The following is a 23,552-nucleotide window of genomic DNA, read 5'->3' on the forward strand; positions in this document are numbered from 1 at the left end:
AGCCGACTGCGGCTCAACGTGAACAATGTGGTGGGTTTACACACCTAGGGTCTGTTGAGGTTTCGTGCAAGCGCCGCGTTGGCGTTCGCAAATCGTGTCCGGCAAGGCGCGAGTCGCCGCGTCGTGGCGAGCCACGACCCAGACTCGCAACGCCGCCGGGCGCCCCTGGTTAATTTCTAATGGGCGGCCCAACCCGAAGGGACAAGCGCCCATATAAATTGACGACACGACGGCAATCCAGCGTTATAGCTCTCTCGCGTAGAACAACTACGCCACGTTCGCTACGCCTCGTCTTGCCGCAAAACAGTGCTTGGCGCGGACTCACACGAAACCTCAACAGACCATAGGGCGGGCCTCATGCGGTGGCGTCTCTCATGACGACACGCCCTAGTTGCGATTCGAAGCGCTCGGCCGGGTGTCGGCATCGCCCGTCGGCATGCTTGTGCCGACGGTCGCCTGCCACGCATCGTACCCCCCGACCAGCGCATAGGTATGCCGGTATCCGGCGGCCTGCAGCTTGAGCGCCACTAGCGCGGCCGAGACTTCGTTCGGACAGGCACAGAACACCACGATCGGAGTTTCAGCGTCGGTATCGGGCATGGCCCGATCGATCGCCGCGTCGAGCGGGATCGCGATGGCGTCGGGGATGGTTTCGTCGACGACGCTGGGTTCGCGAACATCCACGATCCGCAGATCGGGCGTTTCTGCCTGCATCGCCAGTAGTTCGTCGATTTCGACCCGTGGCACGAGCCGGCTTTGCTTGAGGAACCGATGACGCCGCCAGGCCTTCCAGAAGACGAACAGGAACAGCGCGCCGGCGACGATGAAAATGCCTTGCACCAGGTACGTTTCGAGCCAATGCAGCGTTGCCAGGATCGTACGCTGGAAAATCATGCCCAGCACGAGCCCTGAACTCACCCATAGCGCCGAGCCGATACCGTCGAACAGCAGAAAGGTGAGATAACGCGTCCGGGTGGCGCCGGCCATCAGTGTGGACAGGGCGCCGAGGCCGGGCACGATCTTGGCCACGATCAGTAGCTTTGGACCGACACTCAGGTAGAGATTGCGGTTCTTGCGAATACAGGTATCCGGCTCGAGCGACACGCGGCAGACCTGCGCCATCGACCAATGCCCGTAGCGGCGACCGACGCCGTACCAGATGCTATCGGCCAGCTCGCAGGCGACCATCGCGATCAACCAGACCACGGCCACGTAGCCCGCATCGCCGACTGTCAACGAGGCGAGCGAGCCCGCAATAAGCAGGGCCGGATAGGACGGCACCGGGAAGCCCATCTGTTCCGCAAATACATTGAGAAACAGCAAGGCGAGCGCGCCCTGAGCCGGGTCGCCGTGATTCATAACCGAGATCCAGTCAGTATGGCGGTCACGAGGAACGCATCGGGCAGGGAGTTATAGCGCAGAAATGCGTGCACACCGGCCGGATTCAAGCCATGGCGGCGTGCACGAACTTAGAGCCGAGTCCCAGGCACGCATATCGTATCGCCGCGAGAGATGAAACGCCGTCCGGCGAGCAAGGCGGGAACCCGTCGAAACGGGGAGGCGTGCCAGCACTTATGAGCGCATGCCCGGACTGGCGGTGGACTGCTTGGACGCTATGCAGCCCTGTGATCGAGCGGGGTACTGAAGACCGATGCCGCCGACGCGGTATAAACGGCAGACAAAAGAAAAGCCGCTGAAAAATCAGCGGCTTTTCTTAATCTGGTGCCGAGGAGAGGACTTGAACCTCCACGAGCGTTAGCTCACTAGCACCTGAAGCTAGCGCGTCTACCAATTCCGCCACCTCGGCTGCGGAGCGCGTAATTTAGGCGCCACATCCCGGTTTGTCAATAACGATTTCTGCGGTTTTGTGTTTGCGGTATCGTGAGCGCTTATGGAGAAATATTTTGAGTAAGAAAAAACGCCCCGTGAACGATTGGCGCGACCGCGATCCGAAGTTCTCGGCCGAGCAGGGCAGCTACGCAGAGCCCGTGCCCAGCCGACAACTCGTACTGGAGGATATGGCCGCCGAAGGGCGGCCCATGACGCGCGAAGAGCTCGTCGAGTACTACGCGCTGGCCGGGGATGCGGCCGAGGCATTCGACCATCGCCTGCGCGCGATGCTGCGCGACGGCCAGTTGCTGGAAAACCGCCGTGGCGCCCTGGGCCCGATCGACAAGATGGATCTGGTGCGCGGACGCGTACAGGGCCATCGTGACGGTTTCGGCTTCCTGTTGCCTGACGACGCCGAAGGCGACGACGTGTTCCTGAGTCCGCGCCAGATGCGCCAAGTCATGCACGGCGACCGTGCCGTGGTGCACGTGACCGGTCGCGATTCGCGCGGCCGGCGCGAAGGCCGGATTGCCGAGGTGCTCGAGCGCGCGAACGACACCGTGATCGGCCGCTTCGTCGAAGAAGACGGCATGTACCACGTGGTGCCCGACAACACGCGCATCGGTCACGAAATTCGCGTACCGGCCAATGCCCGCGGCGATGCCCACAACGAACAGATCGTGACGGTGCGCATCACTCAGCCACCGTCCAAGCGGGCCCAGCCGATCGGCGAAGTGGTCGAAGTGCTGGGCGACCGCATGGCGCCGGGCATGGAGATCGAGGTCGCGATCCGCTCGCACGGTATTCCGCACGAGTGGCCGCAGGAGGCGCTGGATCAGGCGCGCGCCTGTGGCGATGAAGTCGCCGAGGCGGACAAGCAATCGCGGGTGGATCTGCGCGATCAGCCGTTCGTGACCATCGACGGTGCCGACGCGCGCGATTTCGATGACGCGGTTTATGCCAAAAAGACACCGCGCGGGTTCAAACTCTGGGTCGCGATTGCGGATGTTTCGCACTATGTCGATCAGGATTCGCCGCTGGACGCCGAGGCGCAGCGCCGGGCGACGTCGGTGTATTTCCCCGATCACGTCGTGCCGATGTTGCCCGAGGCCCTGTCCAACGGGCTGTGCTCGCTCAATCCGGAGGTCGATCGGCTCGCCATCGTCTGCGAAATGCGCCTGGACCGCTCGGGCGAGCTGAAGTCGTCGAAGTTCTATTCGGCGGTGATCCGCTCCCACGCGCGTCTGCTCTATGAACAGGTGGCGGACTGGCTGGAGAACCCCGAGAACCTGCCGAAGCGCTACGAGAGCCTCAAGACACCGCTCAACGATCTGCATGCCCTGTACGACGCCATGCGTCTGCAGCGACGTGATCGCGGCGCCATCGAATTCGAGACCCAGGCCACGCGCATCATCTTCAACGAAGACCGCAAGATCGCGCGTATCGTGCCCACCGAGCGCAACGTGGCGCACAAGATCATCGAGGAGTGCATGATCGCGGCCAACGTGGCCACGACCAAGCACCTCACGCGCAAGCGCATGCCCATGCTGTATCGCGTGCATGCCGGGCCGGCCGCCGACGCACTGGAGGATCTTCGCGCGTTCCTGGCCGAGCGCGGTCTGGCGTTGCCGGGCGGCAACGATCCCGATGCGGCGGACTATGCCCGGCTGCTCGAGCAGGTCGAAGGGCGTGCCGACGCCAACCTGATTCAGACCGTGATGCTGCGCAGTCTGCAGCGGGCGGTGTATACGCCGCACAACGAAGGCCACTTCGGGCTGGCGCTGGATCACTACGCGCATTTCACCTCGCCGATCCGGCGTTATCCGGATCTGCTGGTGCATCGCGCGATCAAGCACGTCGAGAAACGTCGGCGGCCCAAGACCTTCGGTTACGACAACGCCGCCATGGAACAGCTCGGCCAGATCTGTTCCGAAGCCGAACAGCGCGCCGACGATGCCACACGCGACGTGGATGACTGGCTCAAGTGCGAGTACATGAGCGATTCGCTCGGCCAGACCTTCGACGGCACCGTGACCGGCGTGACGGGTTTCGGTCTGTTCGTCGAGCTCGACGGCATCTTCGCCACCGGACTGGTGCATGTGTCGTCGCTGTCCAGCGACTTCTATCACTTCGATGCCCAGTCGCGCTGCCTGCGCGGCGAGCATTCCGGGCGCGTCTATCGGCTGGCCGACAAGATGAAGGTGCGGGTGGCGCGCGTCGATCTGGACGAGCGCAAGATCGATTTCGAGCCGGTGGATCGCGATGACGGCAAATCGGCCGGTAGCCGCGGCCGGAAGAAATCGTCGCGCGGTGGAAACAGTGGCGGCAAGTCGCGGTCGAACAAGCGCCGAGCGAAACGCTCCTGATCTCCATCGTTACAATCATGCGTCAAGGAAAAGCCATGTTGCGTCAGAAGAGTTCCATTGCCCTTGCCCTGGCTGTTGCTGCTGCCCTGGGGCTGTCGGCCTGTGCCGACAACCCGAACCGTCGGGCCGAGATTGGCGGCGGTGCCGGTGCGGTGCTCGGCGGTCTGCTGGGCTCGCAGCTCGGTGACAAGTCCGGCACCAACGCCGCGATCGGCGCGGCGCTTGGTGCGCTGGCCGGCGCCGGGGTGGGCCATTACATGGACAACCAGCAGAAGGAACTCAACAAGAAGCTGGCGGCGCAGCAGGCGCGCAACGAACTCAACATCACGCGGCTGAATCAGGACACGCTCAAGATCGGTGTGGCCAGCGATGCATCGTTTGCCGTGGATAGCGCCAATCTGAGCCCGAATGCCCAGAACACGTTTAACAGCATCGCGAACGTGCTCAAGGACTATAAGAAGACCGCCATACACGTGGTCGGTTTTACCGATAACACGGGCTCCAAGCAGCACAACCTGAAGCTGTCACAGGAACGCGCGCAGGCGGTGGCCCAATTCCTGGAGAGCCGCGGCGTGAACTCGAAGCGCGTGCTGACCTGGGCTCGCGGCGAATCGGAGCCGGTCGCCTCCAACAAGACGGCCGAGGGACGGGCGCAGAATCGGCGCGTGGCGATCGTCATCAAGCCGATCGTCAAGGGCGACGAGAAGGCCGCATTCAGTGCGCCGCCGAACCTCGGCAACCCGCAGTACGAGACCGCGGATGGCAATAACGGCTGAGCTGTCCGCTCAACGCTTGCAACAGCCCGGCGCTGCCGGGCTTTTTTGATGGACGCAGACCGGGTTGAATCCTGATGAGTCAGAATACGAGCGATAACGAACGGATCGGCGGTTTCCATGCCGTGGTCTCCGCCCTCGAGGCCGGGCGCCCGATACGCCGGCTATGGCTGGCGGAGGGGCGTCGCGGCGGGCGCGCCGACGAGCTCGCAGCACGCGCCGAAGCCGCTGGCGTACCGGTTGAGATGGCGCCGATGTCGCGTCTGGATGCATGGCTTCCCGAAGTGCGTCATCAGGGGTGTATCGCCGAGGTGGAGCCGCCGCAGGAATATCGCGAATCCGAGTTGCCCGAACTGTTGCACGCGGTTGAGGATCCGTGGGTGCTTGCGCTGGATCAGGTACAGGACCCGCATAATCTGGGCGCCTGTCTGCGTAGCGCCGCGGCGGCCGGCGTGACCGCGGTGATCGCACCGCGCAAGCGTGCCGCCGGGCTGACGGCGTCGGTCCGCAAGGTAGCGGCCGGCGCGGCGGAGCGCGTGCCATTCGTGCCCGTGACCAATCTGTCGAGAGCGCTCAAGCGATTACAGGACGACGGGTTCTGGGTGGTCGGCCTCGACGGCACCGCCGAAGTCTCGCTCTATGACGCCGAGTTGCCACGACCGCTGGTCTGGGTGGCCGGCGGCGAGGCCAAGGGCATGCGCGAACTCACGGCCAAGCATTGCGACCTGCGGGTTTCCATTCCCATGGCCGCCGGCATGGAAAGCCTGAACGTGTCGGTGGCGACCGGCGTGGCGTTGTTCGAGACCGTGCGCCAGCGTCGATAAGCCGCCGGCTGGTCGCACGCATTGCGTGTGGCGGGCCAAGCGACTACAATCGCGCGCCTCGCGGCCGGTGGTCGCGATTCCTTGCTCCACGGCGCTCGCCGGGGGCTTTCAACCGAAAGGACACATCATGCGACATTATGAAATCGTGTTCCTGGTCCATCCGGACCAGAGCGAACAGGTGCCCGCCATGGTGGAGAAGTACCGCGGCGTCGTCGAAAACGACGGCGGCAAGGTGCATCGCCACGAGGACTGGGGCCGCCGCCAGCTGGCCTATCCGATCACCAAGATCCACAAGGCGCACTATGTGCTGCTGAACGTGGAGTGCAGCCAGGAAGCGCGCGAGGAACTGGAAGATTTGTTCCGGTTCAACGACGCCGTGCTGCGTCATCTCGTCATTGCCCGTCACAAGGCCGACGTCGATCCGTCCCCCTTGGCCAAGAACGCCGAGAAGTCGGACGATCGCAAGTCCGAGGACCGCAAGGCCCCGGCCGCCAGCTAAAGGAGCACTCCCATGGCACGTTTTTTCCGCCGCCGTCGTTTCTGCAAGTTCACCGCCGAAGGCGTCGAGGAGATCGATTACAAGGATATCGAGACCCTCAAGCAGTACGTCACCGAAACCGGCAAGATCGTACCCAGCCGTATCACCGGCACCGCGGCCCGCTATCAGCGTCAGCTGTCGACCGCGGTCAAGCGTGCGCGTTTCCTCGCGCTGCTGCCGTACACCGACCGTCATTCGTCGTAAGGAGGCGCTCAAGTGGACGTCATTCTGCTACAGAAAATCCGCAACCTGGGCGACCTCGGCGACACCGTATCGGTGCGTGCCGGTTACGGGCGCAACTATCTGTTCCCGCGGGGCATGGCTCTGCCGGCCACCAAGTCGAACCTGGCGGTCTTTGAAGAGCGCCGCGCCGAGCTGCAGGCCGCTTCGCAGGAGCGCGAAGACCGCGCCAAGCTGCGCGCCGGCCAGCTGCGTAACAAGAGCTTCACGATCGCCATGCGCGCCAGTGACGAAGGCAAGCTCTTCGGCTCGGTCGGTCCGCAGGAAATCGCGCAGGCCGTGGTCGACGAGGGTCACGAGCTCGATCCGCGCGAGGTCACGCTGACCGAGGGCACGATTCGGCAGACCGGCTACTACATCGCCGAACTGACTTTGCACGCTGAAGTCGTGTGCGAGGTCGAGATCGTGGTGGCCCAGCAGACCGACATGGGCATCAACATGCCGGTGCGTGTTACCGAGGACACGGAAGCCGACGCCACGGCCGAAGAGGTCGAGGGCGAGCGCGTCGAAGACGCCGGCGAGCCGGCCGACGCCTCGGCCACGGAAGCCGATGCGCCGATCGGGGAGCGCGAAGAGCCGTAAATCAACGGCTGCCCCGATCGTGACAAACGCCGCCTCCGGGCGGCGTTTTTTTTGGTTCCTGCCTTGCGTAAACTGCGCGAACCGCCCGCCACCGACGAATCCAACGCGCCCATGGCCGAAGCCAAACTGCCTCCGCATTCCATCGAAGCCGAACAATCGGTGATCGGCGGACTGCTGCTTTCCGAGAAGGCCTGGGACGACATCGCCGGCTCGATCACCGAGCACGATTTCTACCGCGAAGATCATCGGCTGTTGTTCCGCGGCCTGGCCGATCTGGCCGACACCAACCAGCCCCGTGACCTCGTTACGCTCACCGAATGGCTGCGCAACAACGGGCTGTTGGAAAAAGCCGGTGGCGCCACCTACATCGGCAATCTCGCGGCGGATATTCCGAGCGCGGCCAACATCAAGGCCTATGCCGAAATCGTGCGCGAGCGCTCGGTCATGCGCCAGCTCATCCGCGCCGGCGATACGATCACCTCAACTGCATTCGAACCGGCCGGACAGTCCGCCGAGGAAGTGCTGAGCGTTGCCGAGCAGGAGATCTTCAAGATCGCCGAGCAGGGCCGCAAGGGGCAGGAGGGCCCGCAGGGGCTGAATTCGCTGCTGACCAAGGCGGTCAATCGCATCGAGGAACTGGTGGCCCAGGAAGGCGCGTTCTCCGGTGTGCCGACCGGGCTGATCGAATTCGACAAGATGACCAACGGGCTGCAGCCTGCCGACCTGCTGATCCTGGCCGGGCGCCCGTCGATGGGCAAGACGTCGCTGGCCATGAACATCGTCGAAAACGTCTCCATCAAAGAGAAGGTGCCGGTGGCGGTGTTCTCGCTGGAAATGCCGGCCGAGCAGATCGTGCTGCGCATGATCTCGTCCTGGGGGCGGGTAGATCAGTCCCGGCTGCGTTCCGGCCGGCTGACCGAGGATGACTGGCCCAAGATCACGTCGGCGATCGGCATCATGAACGAGAATGCCCGGCTGTTCATCGACGATTCGGCCGGCCTGTCGCCGTCCGAAATGCGTGCGCGTGCCCGGCGGCTGAAACGCGAACACGATATCGGGCTGGTGGTGGTCGACTATCTTCAGCTCATGCAGGTGCCGGGCACCAAGGAAAACCGCACCAACGAGATTTCCGAAATCTCGCGTCAGCTCAAGGCGATGGCCAAGGAGCTCAACGTACCGGTCATTGCGCTGTCGCAGCTCAACCGTCAGGTCGAGCAGCGCGACAACAAGCGCCCGCGCATGTCGGACCTGCGTGAATCGGGCGGTATCGAGCAGGATGCGGACGTCATCATGTTCGTCTACCGCGACGAGGTCTACAACGAGAATACCGAGGACAAGGGCGTGGCCGAGATCATCATCGGCAAGCAGCGTAACGGCCCGCTCGGTACCGCACGCACAGCGTTCCTGTCGCATCTCACGCGCTTCGAGAATCTGCAGGAACACTACGACGACGATTTCATGGAGTAGGGCGTTTTGAGCTTTGTCTTGCATGCCGGCGGCGGCACGAACCTCTTGCCCGGGAGATTTTGATGCGGGCCCTGGCCACCATCGACCGATCCGCGCTGGCGCATAACCTCGAGCGTGTCCATGAGCTCGCACCGGGTCGCGAGGTGTATGCCGCGATCAAGGCCGACGGGTACGGTCACGGGGCAGCGACCGTGGCGCGCGCACTGCACGACGCGGACGGCTTCGCAGTATCGAGCCTGGATGAGGCCATGCAGCTGCGATGGAGCGGGATCACGCAGCCGATCATGACCTTGTCGCAGCCGCTGGATGCCGCGGCCTGCGCGCTGGCGGCCGAGCACGATATCCGACCGGTGATCTTCGATCGCACGCATCTCGCGGTGCTGGCCGACTATGTCGGGCCCGAGCTCTCGGTGTGGATCAAGCTCGATTCGGGCATGCACCGGCTCGGTTTTGCGGCCGACGAGGCCGCCGAAATCGAGTCGCAATTGCAGACGCTGCGTCACGTCAGCCGGGTGGGCTGGTTGACCCATCTGGGCTGTGCGGACGACCCGGCCAGTGCCATGACCAAGCGTCAGCTCGCCGCGTTCGAGGCGGGCACCACCGGCGTCGACGGCCAGCGCTCGATCGCGAACTCGGCCGGCGTGCTGGCCTGGCCGGCGGCGCATGCCGACGTGGTGCGCCCCGGCATCATGCTTTATGGCAGTTCGCCGATGACCGACGCCACGGCCGCCGACTACGATCTGCGTCCGGCGATGCATCTCACCGCGCCGATCATCAGTCGCCGGCGCGTGGCCGCCGGCGAGCCGATCGGCTACGGCGCCACCTGGTGCGCGCCCGAGGATATGGAAGTCGGGGTGGTCGGCATCGGCTACGGCGATGGCTATCCGCGCCATGCGCCGTCCGGCACGCCCGTCCTGGTGCGGGGTGAACGCGCCGCGCTGGTCGGCCGGGTGTCGATGGATATGATTACGGTCGACCTGCGCGCGGTGCCCGAGGCCGTAGTGGGTGAGCGCGTGACGCTCTGGGGGCCCGGCCTGGCCGCCGACGAAGTCGCCGAGGCCGCCGGCACCATTGCCTACGAGTTGTTCTGTCGCCTCACGGGCCGGGTTAGCGTCGAGATCGTTTGATCAGGCGTCGTCGGCGGCCGGCTCGGGGCGCCGCCGCGCCAGCGAGCGCTTGAAGAACTGCAGCTGATCGCTGCTGGACTGGCGGAATCCGGCGCCGCGATAGATATCGAAATGGCCGATGCGGTAATGCCGCTCCACCACGTTCTCGCCGCCCAGATCCGCGGCCGCGCTCGCGGACTCGGGCGGGGCGACCGTGTCTTCGTCGCAGATCTGGATCAGGGTGGGGCAGCGCAGCCGGCCGATCTTGCGGCCCGGGCGATAGAGCGCGAGCGTGAGCAGCGTGCGGGCACTCATTTCGTTGCGCCAGTCGTCCGGCACGATCGCCTGGTAGCCGTCGTAGGCGTCATCGGTGGCCATGGCGGCCAGGCCGCCGGGCCGGGCGACCAACGGGATGCGATAGGGCTCGGCACCCGCCAGATCGGCCAGTCTGTCACGCAGGCCGGCGATCACCAGGCGCAGCATATGCCAGAGTCCGTGCCGGCGCAGAACGTTCAACACCGCAGCGCGACCGTCCATCATCGGTCCTTGGGCGCTGATGGCCGCAACGCGCTTGTCGGCGGCGCCGGCCGCGATCACGTGCCCGCCGGAAAACGACGTGCCCCAGAGAGCCACGCGATCCGGGTCGATGCCGTCGATCTCGCGCACGGCGGCGATCGCTGCGGCCCAGTCCGCCAGTTGGGCGGGCACCGAGAGCAGCTGGCGAGGGCGGCCGTCGCTGGCGCCGAAGTAACGATAGTCGAACACGAGTACGGCAAAGCCGGCGTCGGCGAATATCTGGGCGTAGGGCTCCAGCCCGGCGTCGCGCGTGCCGCCCAGGCCGTGCGCCATGACGATGCAGGGCACGCCAGCGGGGCTGTCCATCGACTCGTTCTGCGCCGGATAGAACCAGGCCCGGCAGGTCGTGCCGCGGCTGTCGAATTCGAAATCTTCGCGATCCACCATGATCGAGCGGTGTTCTCCCTTGGACTGTCGCGCCGTGTTGGCGTGGCGTCACTCAGGCCCTAGTATGCCCGTTTGCCCACGCTCTGTTGATGCCTGCGACATGCCGCCGGCGTTACCGATCCAGCCCCGAGCGACCCGAATGGCCAAGAGCAAGACAGTATTCGTCTGCGATCAATGCGGTTCGACCCAGCCCAAGTGGTCCGGCCAGTGTCCCGATTGCGGCGCCTGGAACACGCTGACCGAAACCGTGCCGGCGGCCCCATCCAAGCCCGGAGCCGCGGCCCCGCCGGTCTCGTTCGGCGATACCACGCCGCAGGTCCAGAAACTCAATGCCATCACGCCGCGCGAGACGCCGCGCACGCCGACCGGCCTGTCCGAGCTCGATCGCGTGCTCGGCGGCGGCCTCGTGCCGGGCTCGGTGATTCTGATCGGCGGCGACCCGGGCATCGGCAAATCGACGTTGCTGTTACAGGTGCTGGCCCAGTTGTCGGCGGATATCCCCGCGCTCTACGACACCGGCGAAGAATCGCTGGAGCAGGTTCAGCTTCGCGCCCAGCGGCTCGGCGTGGCCGGCGCCGATCTGGCGGTATTGGCCGAGACCTGCGTGGAGCGCGTGCTGGCGCTGGCCAAGCCCCAGGCGCCGCGCCTGCTGGTGATCGACTCGATCCAGACCGTGTTTTCGCAGGCATTATCATCGGCGCCGGGCAGCGTATCGCAGGTGCGCGAATCCGCCTCGATGCTGGTGCGCTTCGCCAAGGCGACCGGCACCGCGCTCATTCTTGTTGGCCACGTCACCAAAGAAGGCACGATCGCCGGGCCGCGCGTGCTCGAACATATGGTCGATACGGTGTTGTATTTCGAGGCCGAGGCGTCGTCGCGTTTTCGCGTCATCCGGGCGGTGAAGAACCGCTTCGGCGCGGTCAACGAGCTGGGCGTGTTCGCCATGTCGGGCGCCGGCCTCAAGCAGGTCACCAATCCGAGTGCGATCTTTCTGTCGCGTCACGAACAGGCCGTGCCGGGCAGCGCGGTGATGGTCACGCGCGAAGGCTCGCGGCCGATGCTGGTCGAGGTGCAGGCGCTGGTGGACGGCTCGCAGTTGCACAACCCGCGCCGGGTCGCGCTCGGTCCCGATTCGCAGCGGCTGGCGATGCTGCTTGCCGTGCTGCATCGCCACGGCGGCATCGCGCTCGGCGATCAGGACGTGTTCGTCAACGTCGTCGGCGGTATGCGGGTGAGCGAAACCGCGGCCGACCTTGCCGTCGTGCTGGCCGCGCTGTCGAGCTTTCGCGATCGGCCGCTGGGCGACAAGCTGATCATCTTCGGCGAGATCGGCCTGGCCGGCGAAATCCGGCCGGTGCCCGGCGGCGAGGAGCGCCTGGCCGAAGCCGCCAAGCACGGTTTCACGCGGGCCATCGCGCCCAAGGCCAATACACCACGCTCGCGACGCGTGGGCGAGCTCGAAGTCGTGCCGGTGGCGAGGCTCGGCGAGGCGATCGAGGCCGTGACCGGCTGAATCGGGACCGAGCCGTGCGTTGCCTCCATCGCGGAAGGCCGGCCGGGAGCCAAAAGTGCCTTTAAGGCATTTATCCGCAGATCAACACAGATCTACGAGATGGGGCGGGGAGTCTGTTCGGGCGCAAGAGAGCGATCGTGGCGCAAGCGGTGATTGATGCGTCCGAATCTTCGAGTTCGGCGTTCCGACCGGCTCAGTCGCCGTTTAGCGCTTCGAACCCGCGACGCCACGACAGTACAGCAGCATCTGCGTAGATCTGCGGACGGTGTTCTGGCAGGAACGCAGCGCGAGAGCAGAACCGTGGCTACTGCGTCGTAGGCCCTCATCCGACTGACAGCACTCGTCCATCTTCAAGTCTTTAGATGGGCTCCAAGCCGCGCCTGTGCCGGCCGATGCCGAGCGCGAATCAGGCGTTATCGCCCTCGGTTTCCGTGTTCGCCCGAGTTCGGCGTGGCTTGCGGCGCGGCGGCTGGATGCGCACGGTCTGGATCAGGTTGGCGCTGGTTTCGGTGATCTCGAACACATATTTACCGATCTTCACCCGCGTGCCGGCCTTCGGGATGGTCTCGGTCTGCTCGGTGATCAGCCCGTTCACGGTGCGCGGGCCTTCCACCGGCAGCTTCCAGCCGAGCGCGCGGTTGAGCGCGCGAATCGACACGGTGCCGTCGACCAGATAGCTGTTCTCGCCGTCCATGGTCACGTTCTTCACGCGCGTGAGCGGGTCGGTGGTGAACTCGCCCACGATTTCCTCGAGGATGTCCTCGAGCGTGGCCAGGCCCTGGATGTCGCCGTATTCGTCGACCACGAAGCCGATGCGCCGTTTCTGGTTCTGGAAATTGAGCAGCTGTTGGTTGAGCGGCGTGTTTTCCGGAATGAAATAGGGCGTGCTCGCCATGGACACGAGCGTGTCCTGGTCGAGTTCGCCGTTGGAGATCAGTGCCAGCAACCGACGCATATGCACGATGCCCTTGATCTCGTCGATGGAGCCGTCGAACAACGGCAGGCGCGTGTGCTGGTTGTGCACCAGCTGTTCCAGGATCTCCGGCCACGGCTTGCTGATATCGATGCCGACGATCTCGTTTCGCGGCACCATGATGTCCTCGACCGTGGCGTTTTCCATGTCGAGGATCGACAGCAGCATCTTCTGGTGGCGGCGCGGGATCATGGCCCCGGCCTCGGTGACTACCGTGCGCAGCTCCTCGGACGATAGGGAATGTCCGGCCGCGTCTTCCGGCGAGACGCGGAGCAGCCATAGCACGCCGCGCCCAGCCGAGTTGAACAGGTAGACCAGCGGCCAGAACACCTTCAACAGCGGCTTGTAAATATAGGCCGCCGGGTAGGCGATGCGCTCCGGATACAGCGCCGACAGGGTCTTCGGCGTGACCTCGGAAAACACCAGCACCGCGATCGTCAGGAAGATGGTCGACAGCACCACACCGAAGTCGCCGTACAGCCGAATGCCGATTACGGTCGCCAACGACGAGGCGATGATATTGACGAGATTGTTCCCCAGCAGGATCAGGCCGATCAGCTTGTCCGGGGTCTCGAGCATGTCGGCCGCGCGCTTCGCCCCGCCATGGCCGGTCTTGGCCATGTGCTTCATGCGATAACGGTTGACGGTCATCAGGCCGGTCTCGGAACCGGAGAAGAACGCCGACAAAACCAGCATCAGGATCAGGATGCCGAACAGCATCCACAGGGGAATTGCGTCCAAGAGCTACAGGCTCGTGATCAAATGAAATCGCCGTGCGGGCGACGCGCGGCGGTTACCACCAATGTTCGCCCAGAATCAGCTCGAGCACCAACTTGCTGCCGAAGTACGCGAAAACGAGCACCACATAGCCGATCATCACGCCCCGTACCGCCAGGCGTCCGCGCCAACCGTAGCGCCAGCGGCCGAACAGCAAAATGGCGAACACCAGCCACGCCGCGACCGACAGCACAGCCTTGTGGGCCAGGTGCTGCTCGAACAGATGGCTGATGAACAGCGCGCCGGTGGCAATCGCCAGGCTGAGCATGAAAAATCCCGCCCCGATGAGGCGGAACAACAGCGTCTCCATGGTCTGCAATGGCGGCAGCGTGGTGAACAGACCGGAGGGCGGATGTTGGCGCAGCTGGCGATGCTGGAGCGACAGCACGGCGGCTTGAACCGCGCCGAGTGTCAGCAGACCGTAGGCGAGCATCGAAAGCATGATGTGGGCCTGCAACGGCCAGTCCAGTGCCTCGCGCGCCCCGTTTGGATCGGGCACGAGGAGCCCGGCGATGGCGCACAATCCGGCGAGCGGATACATCACCAGGCCCAGCGCACCAATCGAGCGCTTGAGCGAAAACAGCCATAACAGCAGCGCGGCTTGCCAGGCGAACAGCGATAAGGCGGAGCCGACGCCGATGATCATGGCGCCGGTATGCAGCGTCATGTGGACGAGGGCGACCATGTGCATTACCAGCCCGAGGCCGGCCAGTAGCGTCACCCTGAGGTAGGGCGCGCCGGTCGCATGGTGCTGGTAGACCGCATAGGTCGCGGCGGCATACGCGGTCGTCGCCAGCAGCACTTCGATGATGACGAACGTCATCGAGGGTTCGATGCAGGGAATATCATGGTGCTTATTCTGCCGTATTTGTGTCGCGCCCTGTTGACGTTTGCCGCGGCAGGGCGCGATACCGTCGCCTGTGGGCCGCGCCGGCCGCGGGTTCGCGGTGACGCCGGATGTGGCCGCAGCCAAGTGTCGGACGGCGTTCGACGCCATCCGCGCAGTGCTCGCGCCGCGGGAAATGAACAATCGAATCACGACAGAGCGGCTACGACCGTTATACTGGGCGTTGAATTACAGCAAGGCGCGTTGCCATGTTCGACTCTCTAAGTGATCGCCTCAATCGCAGCCTCAAGACGTTGTCGGGCCGCGGTCGGCTGACCGAGGACAACATCAAGTCCACGCTGCGCGAAGTACGCATGGCGTTGCTCGAGGCCGATGTCGCGCTGCCCGTCGTCAAGCAGTTCGTCGAAGATATCCGCGGGCGTGCGGTCGGCTCGGAGGTGATGACGAGCCTCACGCCGGGCCAGGCGCTGATCAAGATCGTGCGCGACGAGCTCACCAGTCTGCTCGGCGAAGCGAACGAATCGCTCGACCTCAAGACCAAACCGCCGGCCGTGGTGCTCATGGCGGGGCTGCAGGGCTCGGGCAAGACCACCTCGACCGGTAAGCTCGCGCGCTACCTCAAGGAACGCGAAAAGAAATCGGTGCTGGTGGTCTCGGCCGACGTCTATCGTCCCGCCGCCATCGACCAGCTCGAGCGTGTGGCCTCGGACGTCGGGGTGGATTTCCAGCCGAGTACGTCGAGCGACCAGCCGAAAAAGATCGCCAAGGCAGCGCTGGAAGCCGCGCGCAAAGGCTTCTACGACGTGCTGATCGTCGATACCGCCGGTCGTCTCGGCATCGACGAAAAGATGATGGCCGAGGTGCGCGAGCTGCACGACACGCTCGACCCGATCGAGACGTTGTTCGTGGTCGACTCGATGACCGGCCAGGACGCCGCCAACACGGCCAAGGCCTTTGGCGACGCGCTGCCGCTGACCGGCGTGGTACTGACCAAGGTCGACGGCGATGCCCGCGGCGGTGCGGCGTTGTCGGTCCGCCAGATCACCGGCAAGCCGATCAAGTTCCTCGGCACCGGCGAGAAGCTCGATGCGCTGGAGCCGTTCCATCCCGATCGGGTCGCCTCGCGCATCCTCGGCATGGGCGACGTGCTGTCGCTGGTCGAAGAGGCCGAGCAAAAGGTCGACAAGCAGAAGGCCGAAAAGCTCGCCAAGAAGCTCAAGAAAGGCAAGGGCTTCGATCTCGACGACCTGGCCGATCAGCTGCGCCAGATGCAGGAAATGGGCGGCATCGGTGCGCTGATGGAGAAAATGCCGGGTGGGGCGCAGATGCCCAAGGGCATGGCCGCCGCGGCCGACGAAACCCAGGTCAAGCGCATGCTGGCCATCGTCGACTCCATGACCAAACAGGAAAAATCCTTCCCGGACGTGATCAAGGCTTCGCGCAAGCGGCGTATCGCGGCGGGTTCGGGCACCCAGGTCCAGGACGTGAACCGCCTGCTCAAGCAGCATACCCAGATGCGCAAGATGATGAAGAAGCTCAAGGGCGGCAACATGAAGAAAATGATGCGCGCCATGCAGGGCATGGGCGGGAACATGCCGGGCGGTATGGGCGGTGGAGGCCCGGGGCTGCCGCCGGGCATGGGCGGCATGGGGCGTTGACCCCGAATTTCATGAGGCCCGAAGGCTTCCATTTTTCGCGGATTGACGTACAATGCGCGTCCTTTAAACCGCGCGCGGAAGAACCCGCCGTGCGCAAATTGAATTCTCAACGGCGATAAAACGGCTATGGTCAAAATCCGGCTTGCACGCTCGGGCGCGAAGAAGAAGCCCTTCTATCACATCGTGGCTACTCACAAGGCCAACGCACGCGACGGTCGCTACATCGAGCGTCTCGGGTTCTTCAACCCGGTGGCGGTTGGTGGCGAAGTGCCGCTGCGTCTGGACATCGAGCGCATCGAATACTGGAAGGGCCAGGGCGCGCAGCTGTCCGAGCGCGTGACCAATCTGGTCAAGTCCTTCAACCGTCACGGCGAAGGTGTGGCCGCGCCCCGCGTCGCGCCGCCCGAGTCCAAGGCCAAGGAAGCCAAGGGCCAGACCGTGCCGGCTGGCGAGACGGGTGACGTCTCGGCCGAAGCCGCGCAGGACGAAGCCTCCAGCTAAGTCTGGATCGTGGCCGGTACGGCGCCGCATCGCCACGTCGTACTTGGCCGCGTCCACGGCCTGTTCGGCGTGCGCGGGTGGGTCAAGGTCTACTCGTATACGCGCCCGGCCGAGGCCATCCTCGATTACGACCGGTGGTGGATTGGTAACGAAGGCGCAAGACGTTGTTATCAGGTCGTCGATGGCCGGGTGCAGGGCAAAACGCTCGTAGCCCGGCTGGCCGATGACGACGGCCAGCCCTTGCCCGATCGCGATGCGGCGGTCGAATTGCTCGATCTGGATATCGCGGTCGAGCGGGCCGATATGCCCGATCCCGAACCCGGCGAATATTATTGGTTCGATCTGATCGGGCTTAAAGTCGTCACGGTCGACGATATCGATCTCGGTCAGGTCAAGGCCATGATGGAAACCGGCGCCAACGACGTGCTGGTCGTCCAGGGCGATCGTGAGCGATTGATCCCGCTCGTCGTGGACGAGTACGTGATGTCGGTGGATCTCGAAGCCGGCGTCATGACGGTCGACTGGGACCCCGATTTTTAAAATCGCGCCCGACGCGCCGCGTCCGGCTCCGTGCCGCCCGCTTCCGTAGACCGGGGCAGATTATGCGCATCGACGCCGTCACGCTCTTTCCCGAATGGCTGCTCGAAATCGAGCAGTACGGCGTGGTCGGCCGCGGCCTGCGCGAACAGCGGCTGTCGCTTGCGGCGTGGAATCCGCGCGATTACACGGATCACCCAACGCGCCGGGTCGATGATCGGCCTTACGGCGGCGGGCCCGGCATGGTCATGCAGAGCGCGCCCCTGGTCGCGACGCTGGACGCCATTGCGGCACAGCGTGGCGACAACGAGCGGGCGCCGGTATTGTTGATGTCGCCGCAGGGTGCGCGTTTCGATCAACGCTGGGCCGAGCGGCTGGCGGTCGGGCCCGGGTTCATCGTGGTCTGCGGGCGCTACGAGGGCATCGACCAGCGTTTCATCGATACCCACGTCGATGCCGAGATCTCGGCTGGCGATATGGTGCTGTCCGGTGGCGAGCTGCCGGCCATGATGATCATCGATGCGGTAGCTCGACTGGTGTCGGGCGTGTTGGGCGACGACCGCTCGGCGGCCGAGGATTCGTTTGCCAACGCAATCCTCGATCATCCGCATTACACGCGCCCGCCGAGCGATACCGTCGGCGACGTGCCGGAGGTGCTGCTCTCGGGCGATCATGCCCGGATCGAGCGCTGGCGCGAGAAGCAGGCGCTGGGCCGGACCTGGCTGCGGCGTCCGGACCTGCTCGACGAGATCGACCTCAGCGCACGGCAGCGCACGCTGTTGGCTGAATTCGTCGCCGAATATGGCCGCGAACCGCAAGACAAATGAAAATTCACGAATAATTCGCGTGAAGGGGTCCCCAAGCGCGGAATGTTTCCGGTATAATCCGCCGACTTTGAACGCCCACCCACGGCTGACAACCTACGAATTCAGAGGCAGGCCATGAGCAACATCATCGACGAATTGGAAGCCGAGCAGAAGAGCGGCAAGGACATCCCGGACTTTTCGACCGGTGATACCGTGGTCGTCCAGGTGCGCGTGGTCGAAGGCGAACGTGAGCGTCTTCAGGCCTTTGAGGGCGTGGTTATCGCCAAGCGCAACCGCGGCCTGAACTCGGCCTTCACGGTGCGCAAGGTCTCGCACGGCGAAGGGGTCGAGCGTGTTTTCCAGACGTTCTCCCCGGGCATCGCCGAAATCAAGGTGCTGCGTCGTGGCGACGTGCGTCGTGCCAAGCTGTACTACCTGCGCGAGCGCAGCGGCAAGTCGGCCCGTATCCGCGAGAAGCTGTAACGCCGCGCCGCAATCCGCGGTCAAGAAAAAGGCGCCTTTCGAGGCGCCTTTTTTTATGCCCGGAATCCGGCGGAAATATTCAACCGGCTGGCTGTGGCCGTGTCAGGAATTGCCGCGCGACGCGTCCGGCGCATCCGGCAATACACGCGACACGCCGACCAGGCGTTGCGACCAGTACTGCCCGTTGAGCGCGACCCGTCGTACGCCGCCGCCCTGGGCCTTGCTGCCGGGGATAGCGACTACGGCGACGTTTTGATCGATGATCAGGCCGACCGTAAGCCGGCCGCGCCCGTCGGAGCTGTCCACGCGGAAGAACACCAGATCGCCGGGCTCGGCTTGGGACAGCGGGATCGGTCGTCCCGTATCGAGCTGATCGGCGAGGCTGCGCGGCAGTGCGCGACCGTTCTGGCGATAGGCATAGTAGGCGAGGCCCGAGTCGTCGAACTGCGACGGTCCGGCCATGTGCGCGCCGTAGGCGTCGCCGACCTGGGCCAGCGCCACCGAGGCCACGGTTTGGCGCGCGGCTGTGGTTTGTTCCAGGCTCTTTTGAATGCTTTCGCCCTGAGGCGCCGTGCTGCAAGCCGACAAGACGACCGTACCAAGCAGGGCCAAGCCCGCGGCTGGGCGCTGCCAGCCTCGATTTCGAAGTATTCGCTTCATGGCGTCATGATGCCGCATGCCCGGGCCGCCGACCAGAGCGGCGGCCCGGAAACCAAGCGTTCACAGCGCGCCCATGATTAGACCTGTCGATGGGCTACCTGGCTTTCGACGTGTGCGTCGGCCGGCGTCTCGTCCTCGATAAGGGCATCGAGGTATTTCTCGGCATCGAGGGCCGCCATGCAACCCGTCCCGGCCGAGGTCACGGCCTGACGATAGACGTGATCCATCACGTCGCCGGCAGCGAAGATGCCGGGTTTGCTGGTCGCGGTGGCGTTGCCCTGGGTCCCGCTCTGCACCTTGATATAGCCGCCTTCCATATCCAGCTGACCGGCGAAGATGTCGGTGTTCGGCTTGTGGCCGATGGCGATGAAGATGCCATCGACGGCGAGTTCCTGTGTTTCGCCGGTTTTGGCATGCCGGATCCGGCCGCCGGTCACGCCCATTTCGTCGCCCAGGACTTCGTCGAGTTCGTGGTCCCAGATGATCGACACGTTGCCGTTGGCGGTTTTCTCGAACAGCTTGTCGGCGAGAATCTTCTCGCCTCGGAACTTGTCGCGTCGATGCACGACGGTGACGTGGGCGGCCAGATTCGACAGATACAGGGCTTCTTCAAGCGCGGTGTTGCCGCCGCCGACGACCGCGACGTTCTTGTTGCGATAGAAGAACCCGTCGCAGGTCGCGCAGGCGGAGATCCCCCGGCCCATGAAATTCGTTTCCGATTCCAGGCCGAGATAGCGCGCGGTCGCGCCCGTCGCGATGATCAGGGCATCGCAGGTATAGACACCGGAATCGCCTTCCAGCCGATAGGGCGGAGCCGAGAGATCGGTGGTATGGATCTGGTCATGGATCATGCGCGTGTTGAAGCGCTCGGCATGCTGTTTCATGCGCTCCATGAGCCCCGGACCTTGCAGGCCTTCGACATCGCCCGGCCAGTTGTCGACGTCCGTCGTGGTCATGAGCTGGCCGCCTTGCTCGATGCCGGTGATCATCACCGGTTCCAGATTGGCGCGCGCGGCATAGACCGCGGCGGTGTAACCGGCAGGGCCGGACCCCAGAATGATCAGACGATGATGCTGGGCGTCGGTTTGGCTCATGGTATTCGCTCGAACGTCGTATGAATGCCGCTAAACTGCGGTGCGCGGCGTGTGGATTCAAGTCGCACGGCATGCGCCGGGTCGCTACACTGGCGCTCGCGGCACGATACGAACATAGCTTACGACCGCGCGCATCGCGCCGGTCTCATTGGGAGATGCTGTGGCTGGCAAACCGTCGTTTTTCCGGCGCCTGGTCGGGGGACTCTGGCGCACGCTCGCGCTGATCTATTCGCTGATTTTTCTGTTGATCCTGCTGGCGATCCCGGTCTCGATCTATCTTGTTTTGCATCATCCGGCGCCGCCGGTGCCGAACAAGGCGGTCCTGGTGATCGATCCGGTGGGCAATCTGGTGGAACAGGAGGATGGCGTCGGCAGCCTGGTGCAAAGCGCGTTGTCGAATCAGGGGCAGCCGTCGGTGGTGCGCAATCTGATCACGGCACTCGATCGCGCCCGGACGGACGATCGGATCAAGGAAGTACTGCTCAAGCTGGACGATCTGGACGGTGCCGCGCCCGGGCAGCTGCAGGACCTGGTCGCGGCGATCGATCGCTTCAAGCAGTCGGGCAAGCCGGTGATCGCATGGGCCGATGCCTATGACGAAAGCCGTTATGAACTCGCCAGTCACGCCGACAAAATCGTGGTCGACCCGCTCGGCTATGTCTTGCTGACCGGCTACGGCGCGTATCGGAATTACTACAAGGACGCGCTCGACAAGCTCGGCGTGACCGTCAACGTGTTCCGGGTGGGCAAGTACAAATCCTACGTCGAGCCCTATACCCGCAACGACATGTCGCCGGCCGCGCGTGCCGACAATCTGGCCTGGATGAATTCGCTCTGGGGCATATACAAGAAAACGGTCACGGCCGATCGCGATATCACCCCGTCGGATATCGATCAGTACATCAACAACTATGCGTCGAACCTGGTGGCCCACGGCGGCAACGCCGCGGCGCTGGCCAAGCAGGCCGGCCTGGTCGATCAGGTCGCATCGCTGGACGAACTGCATAAGCCGCTGATCGCGAAGGTCGGCCGGGACCCGGCCAGCGGCAGTTTCAATCAGGTCAGTCAGAGCGCCTATCTGGCCGATACCAATGCACATACGGCCGTCAGCGACTCGAAGCTCGCCGTAGTGACCGTGGCCGGCGATATCGTCAACGGCGAGAGCGTGCCAGGCTCGGCCGGGGGCGAAACCGTGGCTCGTCTGATCGATGCGGCGCGGCGCGACGATCATGTGGCCGGTCTCGTACTGAGGGTGAATTCGCCCGGCGGTTCCGTCACTGCGGCCGAGCGTATCCGTCGCGCGGTGCTGGCATTCCGCGAGGCCGGCAAGCCCGTGGTCGTGTCGATGGCCGGCATGGCGGCGTCGGGCGGCTACTGGGTGTCGATGAACGCCAACCAGATCTGGGCGGAGCCGTCCACGATCACGGGTTCGATCGGCATTTTCGCGATCGTGCCGACGTTTTCGAAGCCGCTGAACAAGCTCGGTATCCATACCGACGGGGTGGGCACGACCAAGCTCTCCGGCGCGATGCGGCTGGACAAGCCGTTGTCGGAACCGATCAAGACCATCCTCCAGGCCGGCGTCGAGCATGGCTATAACGAGTTCATCGGTCACGTCGCCAAAGCGCGCAATATGTCGACCGATGCGGTGAACAAGATCGCGCAGGGCCGCGTATGGAGCGGCGCGGACGCCGAGCGCATCGGGCTGGTGGACAAGCTCGGCGATGTCACCCAGGCGGAAGCCGCCGCCGCCAAGCTGGCCGGGCTGCAGCCCGACCACTACCAGCTCCGGGTCATGCGGCCGCCCTCGGACTGGCAGGCGGTCATGCAGCAATTCTTCAGCAGCCATATTTCGGCCGCGTTGCTGCCGGCCTGGCTGTCAGCGCCGGTGCATACCGACGCGGTCGATTTCCTGCGCAGCCTGACCGATCCGCACGGACTCTACGCGCGCTGCTTTTGCCGGCTACAATCCGCCGACACATTATCCGGCGCTGCCGAGGCGCGCCAGGCTCTCAAGGCACCTTGATTTATGGGACTTCTCATTGACGGTCGCTGGCACGACCAGTGGTATGACACCGAATCCAACGACGGCCGCTTCGTGCGTGAATCCGCGGGTTTTCGCAACTGGGTCGAAGCACGCGACGACGCGGCCTTCACGCCCGAGGCGGGGCGTTATCACCTGTATGTGTCGCTGGCCTGCCCGTGGGCGCATCGCGCGCTGATTCTGCGCAAGCTCAAGGGGCTTGAGAAAGTGATCGGGCTGTCGGTCGTCGATCCCTACATGGGGGAATACGGTTGGCAGTTTTCGGATGTCGAGGGTGCGATTCCCGATCCGCTGTACGGGCTGGACTATCTGCACCAGCTCTATCAGAAGGCCGCGCCGGACTATACCGGCCGGGTCACGACGCCGACGCTGTGGGATACCCGGCACGAGACGATTGTGTCGAACGAATCGGCGGACATCGTCCGGATGTTCAACTCGGCGTTCGATGCGTTGGCGGAACACCCCGAGCGCGACTACTACCCCGAAGCGCTGCGGGCCGAGATCGACGCGGTCAACGAGCGCGTTTACCACGATGTGAACAACGGCGTGTACAAGGCCGGTTTCGCGACCGCGCAGGACGCCTATGAAGAAGCATTCACGGCGGTTTTCGATACGTTGGATTGGCTGGACGAACGCCTTGGCGGTCAACGCTATCTGGCCGGCTCACGGGTGACCGAGGCCGACTGGCGTCTGTTCGTGACGCTGGTGCGCTTCGACGCGGTGTATTACAGCCACTTCAAGTGCAATCGACGACGCATTTCGGACTACCCGCATCTCGCCGGCTATCTACGCGAGCTGTATCAGGTGCCCGGCGTGGCTGACACCGTGAACATGAGCCACATCAAGCAGCACTACTATCGCAGTCATCCCAGCGTGAACCCGACCGGGATCGTGCCGGTGGGCCCGGAGCTGGATCTGGACACGCCGCCCAACCGCGATCATTTGCCGGCAGACGAGATCGACGCCTGAC

The 23,552-nt window shown here is 64.3% G+C and carries 21 protein-coding genes, 1 tRNA gene and 1 pseudogene; 16 read left to right on the plus strand and 7 right to left on the minus strand.

The annotated features are described in order from the left end of the window. Positions 1 to 387: 387 nt before the first annotated feature. Both C41B8_RS17185 and C41B8_RS17190 read right to left on the minus strand, forming a co-directional pair. Complete coding sequence (locus tag C41B8_RS17185) at positions 388 to 1,359, minus strand: rhodanese-like domain-containing protein (RefSeq protein WP_051883720.1); 972 nt, start codon at positions 1,357 to 1,359, stop codon at positions 388 to 390. Positions 1,360 to 1,720: 361 nt separating this feature from the next. Then, a tRNA-Leu gene (locus C41B8_RS17190) sits at positions 1,721 to 1,807 on the minus strand. Between the two features lie 97 nt (positions 1,808 to 1,904). Between C41B8_RS17190 and rnr the strand changes: the two genes are divergently transcribed. From rnr to alr, 8 genes are all read left to right on the plus strand, one after another. Next, entirely contained in the window at positions 1,905 to 4,196 is a 2,292-nt protein-coding gene (gene rnr, locus C41B8_RS17195) for a ribonuclease R (RefSeq protein ID WP_232226112.1), read from the plus strand. A gap of 35 nt (positions 4,197 to 4,231) precedes the next feature. Beyond that, positions 4,232 to 4,972, plus strand: coding sequence for an OmpA family protein (locus C41B8_RS17200; protein ID WP_051883721.1), 741 nt, complete (start codon positions 4,232 to 4,234; stop codon positions 4,970 to 4,972). A gap of 74 nt (positions 4,973 to 5,046) precedes the next feature. Continuing rightward, entirely contained in the window at positions 5,047 to 5,793 is a 747-nt protein-coding gene (gene rlmB / locus C41B8_RS17205; RefSeq protein ID WP_037341066.1) for a 23S rRNA (guanosine(2251)-2'-O)-methyltransferase RlmB, read from the plus strand. 127 nt (positions 5,794 to 5,920) lie between these two features. Then, entirely contained in the window at positions 5,921 to 6,292 is a 372-nt protein-coding gene (gene rpsF / locus C41B8_RS17210) for a 30S ribosomal protein S6 (protein ID WP_037341069.1), read from the plus strand. Between the two features lie 12 nt (positions 6,293 to 6,304). Further along, positions 6,305 to 6,535 (plus strand): 30S ribosomal protein S18, encoded by a 231-nt coding sequence (gene rpsR, locus C41B8_RS17215; RefSeq protein WP_006914321.1) that lies wholly within the window; start codon positions 6,305 to 6,307, stop codon positions 6,533 to 6,535. Positions 6,536 to 6,547: 12 nt separating this feature from the next. Beyond that, the gene (rplI, locus tag C41B8_RS17220; RefSeq protein WP_084189168.1) at positions 6,548 to 7,153 is read left to right on the plus strand and encodes a 50S ribosomal protein L9; all 606 of its coding nucleotides are present in this window, start codon (positions 6,548 to 6,550) and stop codon (positions 7,151 to 7,153) included. 111 nt (positions 7,154 to 7,264) lie between these two features. Further along, positions 7,265 to 8,620 (plus strand): replicative DNA helicase, encoded by a 1,356-nt coding sequence (gene dnaB / locus C41B8_RS17225; protein WP_051883725.1) that lies wholly within the window; start codon positions 7,265 to 7,267, stop codon positions 8,618 to 8,620. 62 nt (positions 8,621 to 8,682) lie between these two features. Next, positions 8,683 to 9,747: an alanine racemase gene (gene alr / locus C41B8_RS17230; RefSeq protein WP_037341073.1), complete on the plus strand. Its 1,065-nt coding sequence runs from the start codon at positions 8,683 to 8,685 to the stop codon at positions 9,745 to 9,747. On the opposite strand, the gene C41B8_RS17235 is transcribed toward alr, so the two are convergent. Further along, positions 9,748 to 10,689 (minus strand): alpha/beta hydrolase, encoded by a 942-nt coding sequence (locus C41B8_RS17235; protein ID WP_037341076.1) that lies wholly within the window; start codon positions 10,687 to 10,689, stop codon positions 9,748 to 9,750. It lies immediately after the preceding gene. 139 nt (positions 10,690 to 10,828) lie between these two features. On the opposite strand from C41B8_RS17235, the gene radA reads away from it, so the two are divergent. Then, entirely contained in the window at positions 10,829 to 12,202 is a 1,374-nt protein-coding gene (radA, locus tag C41B8_RS17240; RefSeq protein WP_037341078.1) for a DNA repair protein RadA, read from the plus strand. A gap of 406 nt (positions 12,203 to 12,608) precedes the next feature. Here radA and C41B8_RS17245 read toward each other — a convergent pair whose 3' ends face one another. Both C41B8_RS17245 and C41B8_RS17250 read right to left on the minus strand, forming a co-directional pair. Then, positions 12,609 to 13,916, minus strand: coding sequence for an HlyC/CorC family transporter (locus C41B8_RS17245; RefSeq protein ID WP_198025270.1), 1,308 nt, complete (start codon positions 13,914 to 13,916; stop codon positions 12,609 to 12,611). Between the two features lie 52 nt (positions 13,917 to 13,968). After that, positions 13,969 to 14,775, minus strand: a complete 807-nt coding sequence (locus C41B8_RS17250; protein ID WP_037341126.1) for a cytochrome C assembly family protein — start codon at positions 14,773 to 14,775, stop codon at positions 13,969 to 13,971. A 272-nt stretch (positions 14,776 to 15,047) separates the two neighbouring features. Between C41B8_RS17250 and ffh the strand changes: the two genes are divergently transcribed. The 5 genes and pseudogenes from ffh to rplS all read left to right on the plus strand — a co-directional run bounded on the left by ffh (position 15,048) and on the right by rplS (position 18,784). Then, positions 15,048 to 16,457 (plus strand): signal recognition particle protein, encoded by a 1,410-nt coding sequence (ffh, locus tag C41B8_RS17255; protein ID WP_037341083.1) that lies wholly within the window; start codon positions 15,048 to 15,050, stop codon positions 16,455 to 16,457. Positions 16,458 to 16,583: 126 nt separating this feature from the next. Beyond that, positions 16,584 to 16,820 (plus strand): annotated as a pseudogene (gene rpsP, locus C41B8_RS20945) (30S ribosomal protein S16); the annotation flags it as partial. Between the two features lie 147 nt (positions 16,821 to 16,967). Then, entirely contained in the window at positions 16,968 to 17,498 is a 531-nt protein-coding gene (gene rimM, locus C41B8_RS17265) for a ribosome maturation factor RimM (protein ID WP_037341085.1), read from the plus strand. 62 nt (positions 17,499 to 17,560) lie between these two features. Then, positions 17,561 to 18,322 (plus strand): tRNA (guanosine(37)-N1)-methyltransferase TrmD, encoded by a 762-nt coding sequence (gene trmD / locus C41B8_RS17270; protein WP_037341088.1) that lies wholly within the window; start codon positions 17,561 to 17,563, stop codon positions 18,320 to 18,322. A 114-nt stretch (positions 18,323 to 18,436) separates the two neighbouring features. Beyond that, positions 18,437 to 18,784 (plus strand): 50S ribosomal protein L19, encoded by a 348-nt coding sequence (gene rplS, locus C41B8_RS17275; protein WP_037341091.1) that lies wholly within the window; start codon positions 18,437 to 18,439, stop codon positions 18,782 to 18,784. Between the two features lie 102 nt (positions 18,785 to 18,886). On the opposite strand, the gene C41B8_RS19855 is transcribed toward rplS, so the two are convergent. Both C41B8_RS19855 and trxB read right to left on the minus strand, forming a co-directional pair. After that, complete coding sequence (locus C41B8_RS19855) at positions 18,887 to 19,444, minus strand: C40 family peptidase (RefSeq protein ID WP_198025271.1); 558 nt, start codon at positions 19,442 to 19,444, stop codon at positions 18,887 to 18,889. A 77-nt stretch (positions 19,445 to 19,521) separates the two neighbouring features. Continuing rightward, the gene (gene trxB / locus C41B8_RS17285; RefSeq protein ID WP_037341094.1) at positions 19,522 to 20,538 is read right to left on the minus strand and encodes a thioredoxin-disulfide reductase; all 1,017 of its coding nucleotides are present in this window, start codon (positions 20,536 to 20,538) and stop codon (positions 19,522 to 19,524) included. A gap of 160 nt (positions 20,539 to 20,698) precedes the next feature. Between trxB and sppA the strand changes: the two genes are divergently transcribed. Both sppA and C41B8_RS17295 read left to right on the plus strand, forming a co-directional pair. After that, complete coding sequence (gene sppA, locus C41B8_RS17290; protein WP_051883723.1) at positions 20,699 to 22,564, plus strand: signal peptide peptidase SppA; 1,866 nt, start codon at positions 20,699 to 20,701, stop codon at positions 22,562 to 22,564. Between the two features lie 3 nt (positions 22,565 to 22,567). After that, positions 22,568 to 23,551 carry a glutathione S-transferase family protein gene (locus C41B8_RS17295; RefSeq protein WP_037341097.1) on the plus strand — a complete coding sequence of 328 codons (984 nt, stop codon included), beginning with the start codon at positions 22,568 to 22,570 and terminating at the stop codon, positions 23,549 to 23,551. Position 23,552 lies beyond the last annotated feature (1 nt).

It is taken from the genome of Salinisphaera hydrothermalis C41B8, from assembly GCF_000732535.1.
In the GTDB taxonomy this organism is placed as follows: domain Bacteria; phylum Pseudomonadota; class Gammaproteobacteria; order Nevskiales; family Salinisphaeraceae; genus Salinisphaera; species Salinisphaera hydrothermalis.

Excerpts from the sequence above, each read along its gene's own strand:
- C41B8_RS17185 (WP_051883720.1), bottom strand. The coding sequence starts at position 1,359 with ATGAATCACGGCGACCCGGCTCAGGGCGCGCTCGCCTTGCTGTTTCTC.
- C41B8_RS17200 (WP_051883721.1), top strand. The coding sequence starts at position 4,232 with ATGTTGCGTCAGAAGAGTTCCATTGCCCTTGCCCTGGCTGTTGCTGCT.
- rlmB (WP_037341066.1), top strand. The coding sequence starts at position 5,047 with ATGAGTCAGAATACGAGCGATAACGAACGGATCGGCGGTTTCCATGCC.
- rpsF (WP_037341069.1), top strand. The coding sequence starts at position 5,921 with ATGCGACATTATGAAATCGTGTTCCTGGTCCATCCGGACCAGAGCGAA.
- rpsR (WP_006914321.1), top strand. The coding sequence starts at position 6,305 with ATGGCACGTTTTTTCCGCCGCCGTCGTTTCTGCAAGTTCACCGCCGAA.
- dnaB (WP_051883725.1), top strand. The coding sequence starts at position 7,265 with ATGGCCGAAGCCAAACTGCCTCCGCATTCCATCGAAGCCGAACAATCG.
- alr (WP_037341073.1), top strand. The coding sequence starts at position 8,683 with ATGCGGGCCCTGGCCACCATCGACCGATCCGCGCTGGCGCATAACCTC.
- C41B8_RS17235 (WP_037341076.1), bottom strand. The coding sequence starts at position 10,689 with ATGGTGGATCGCGAAGATTTCGAATTCGACAGCCGCGGCACGACCTGC.
- radA (WP_037341078.1), top strand. The coding sequence starts at position 10,829 with ATGGCCAAGAGCAAGACAGTATTCGTCTGCGATCAATGCGGTTCGACC.
- C41B8_RS17250 (WP_037341126.1), bottom strand. The coding sequence starts at position 14,775 with ATGACGTTCGTCATCATCGAAGTGCTGCTGGCGACGACCGCGTATGCC.
- ffh (WP_037341083.1), top strand. The coding sequence starts at position 15,048 with ATGTTCGACTCTCTAAGTGATCGCCTCAATCGCAGCCTCAAGACGTTG.
- trmD (WP_037341088.1), top strand. The coding sequence starts at position 17,561 with ATGCGCATCGACGCCGTCACGCTCTTTCCCGAATGGCTGCTCGAAATC.
- rplS (WP_037341091.1), top strand. The coding sequence starts at position 18,437 with ATGAGCAACATCATCGACGAATTGGAAGCCGAGCAGAAGAGCGGCAAG.
- C41B8_RS19855 (WP_198025271.1), bottom strand. The coding sequence starts at position 19,444 with ATGAAGCGAATACTTCGAAATCGAGGCTGGCAGCGCCCAGCCGCGGGC.
- trxB (WP_037341094.1), bottom strand. The coding sequence starts at position 20,538 with ATGAGCCAAACCGACGCCCAGCATCATCGTCTGATCATTCTGGGGTCC.
- C41B8_RS17295 (WP_037341097.1), top strand. The coding sequence starts at position 22,568 with ATGGGACTTCTCATTGACGGTCGCTGGCACGACCAGTGGTATGACACC.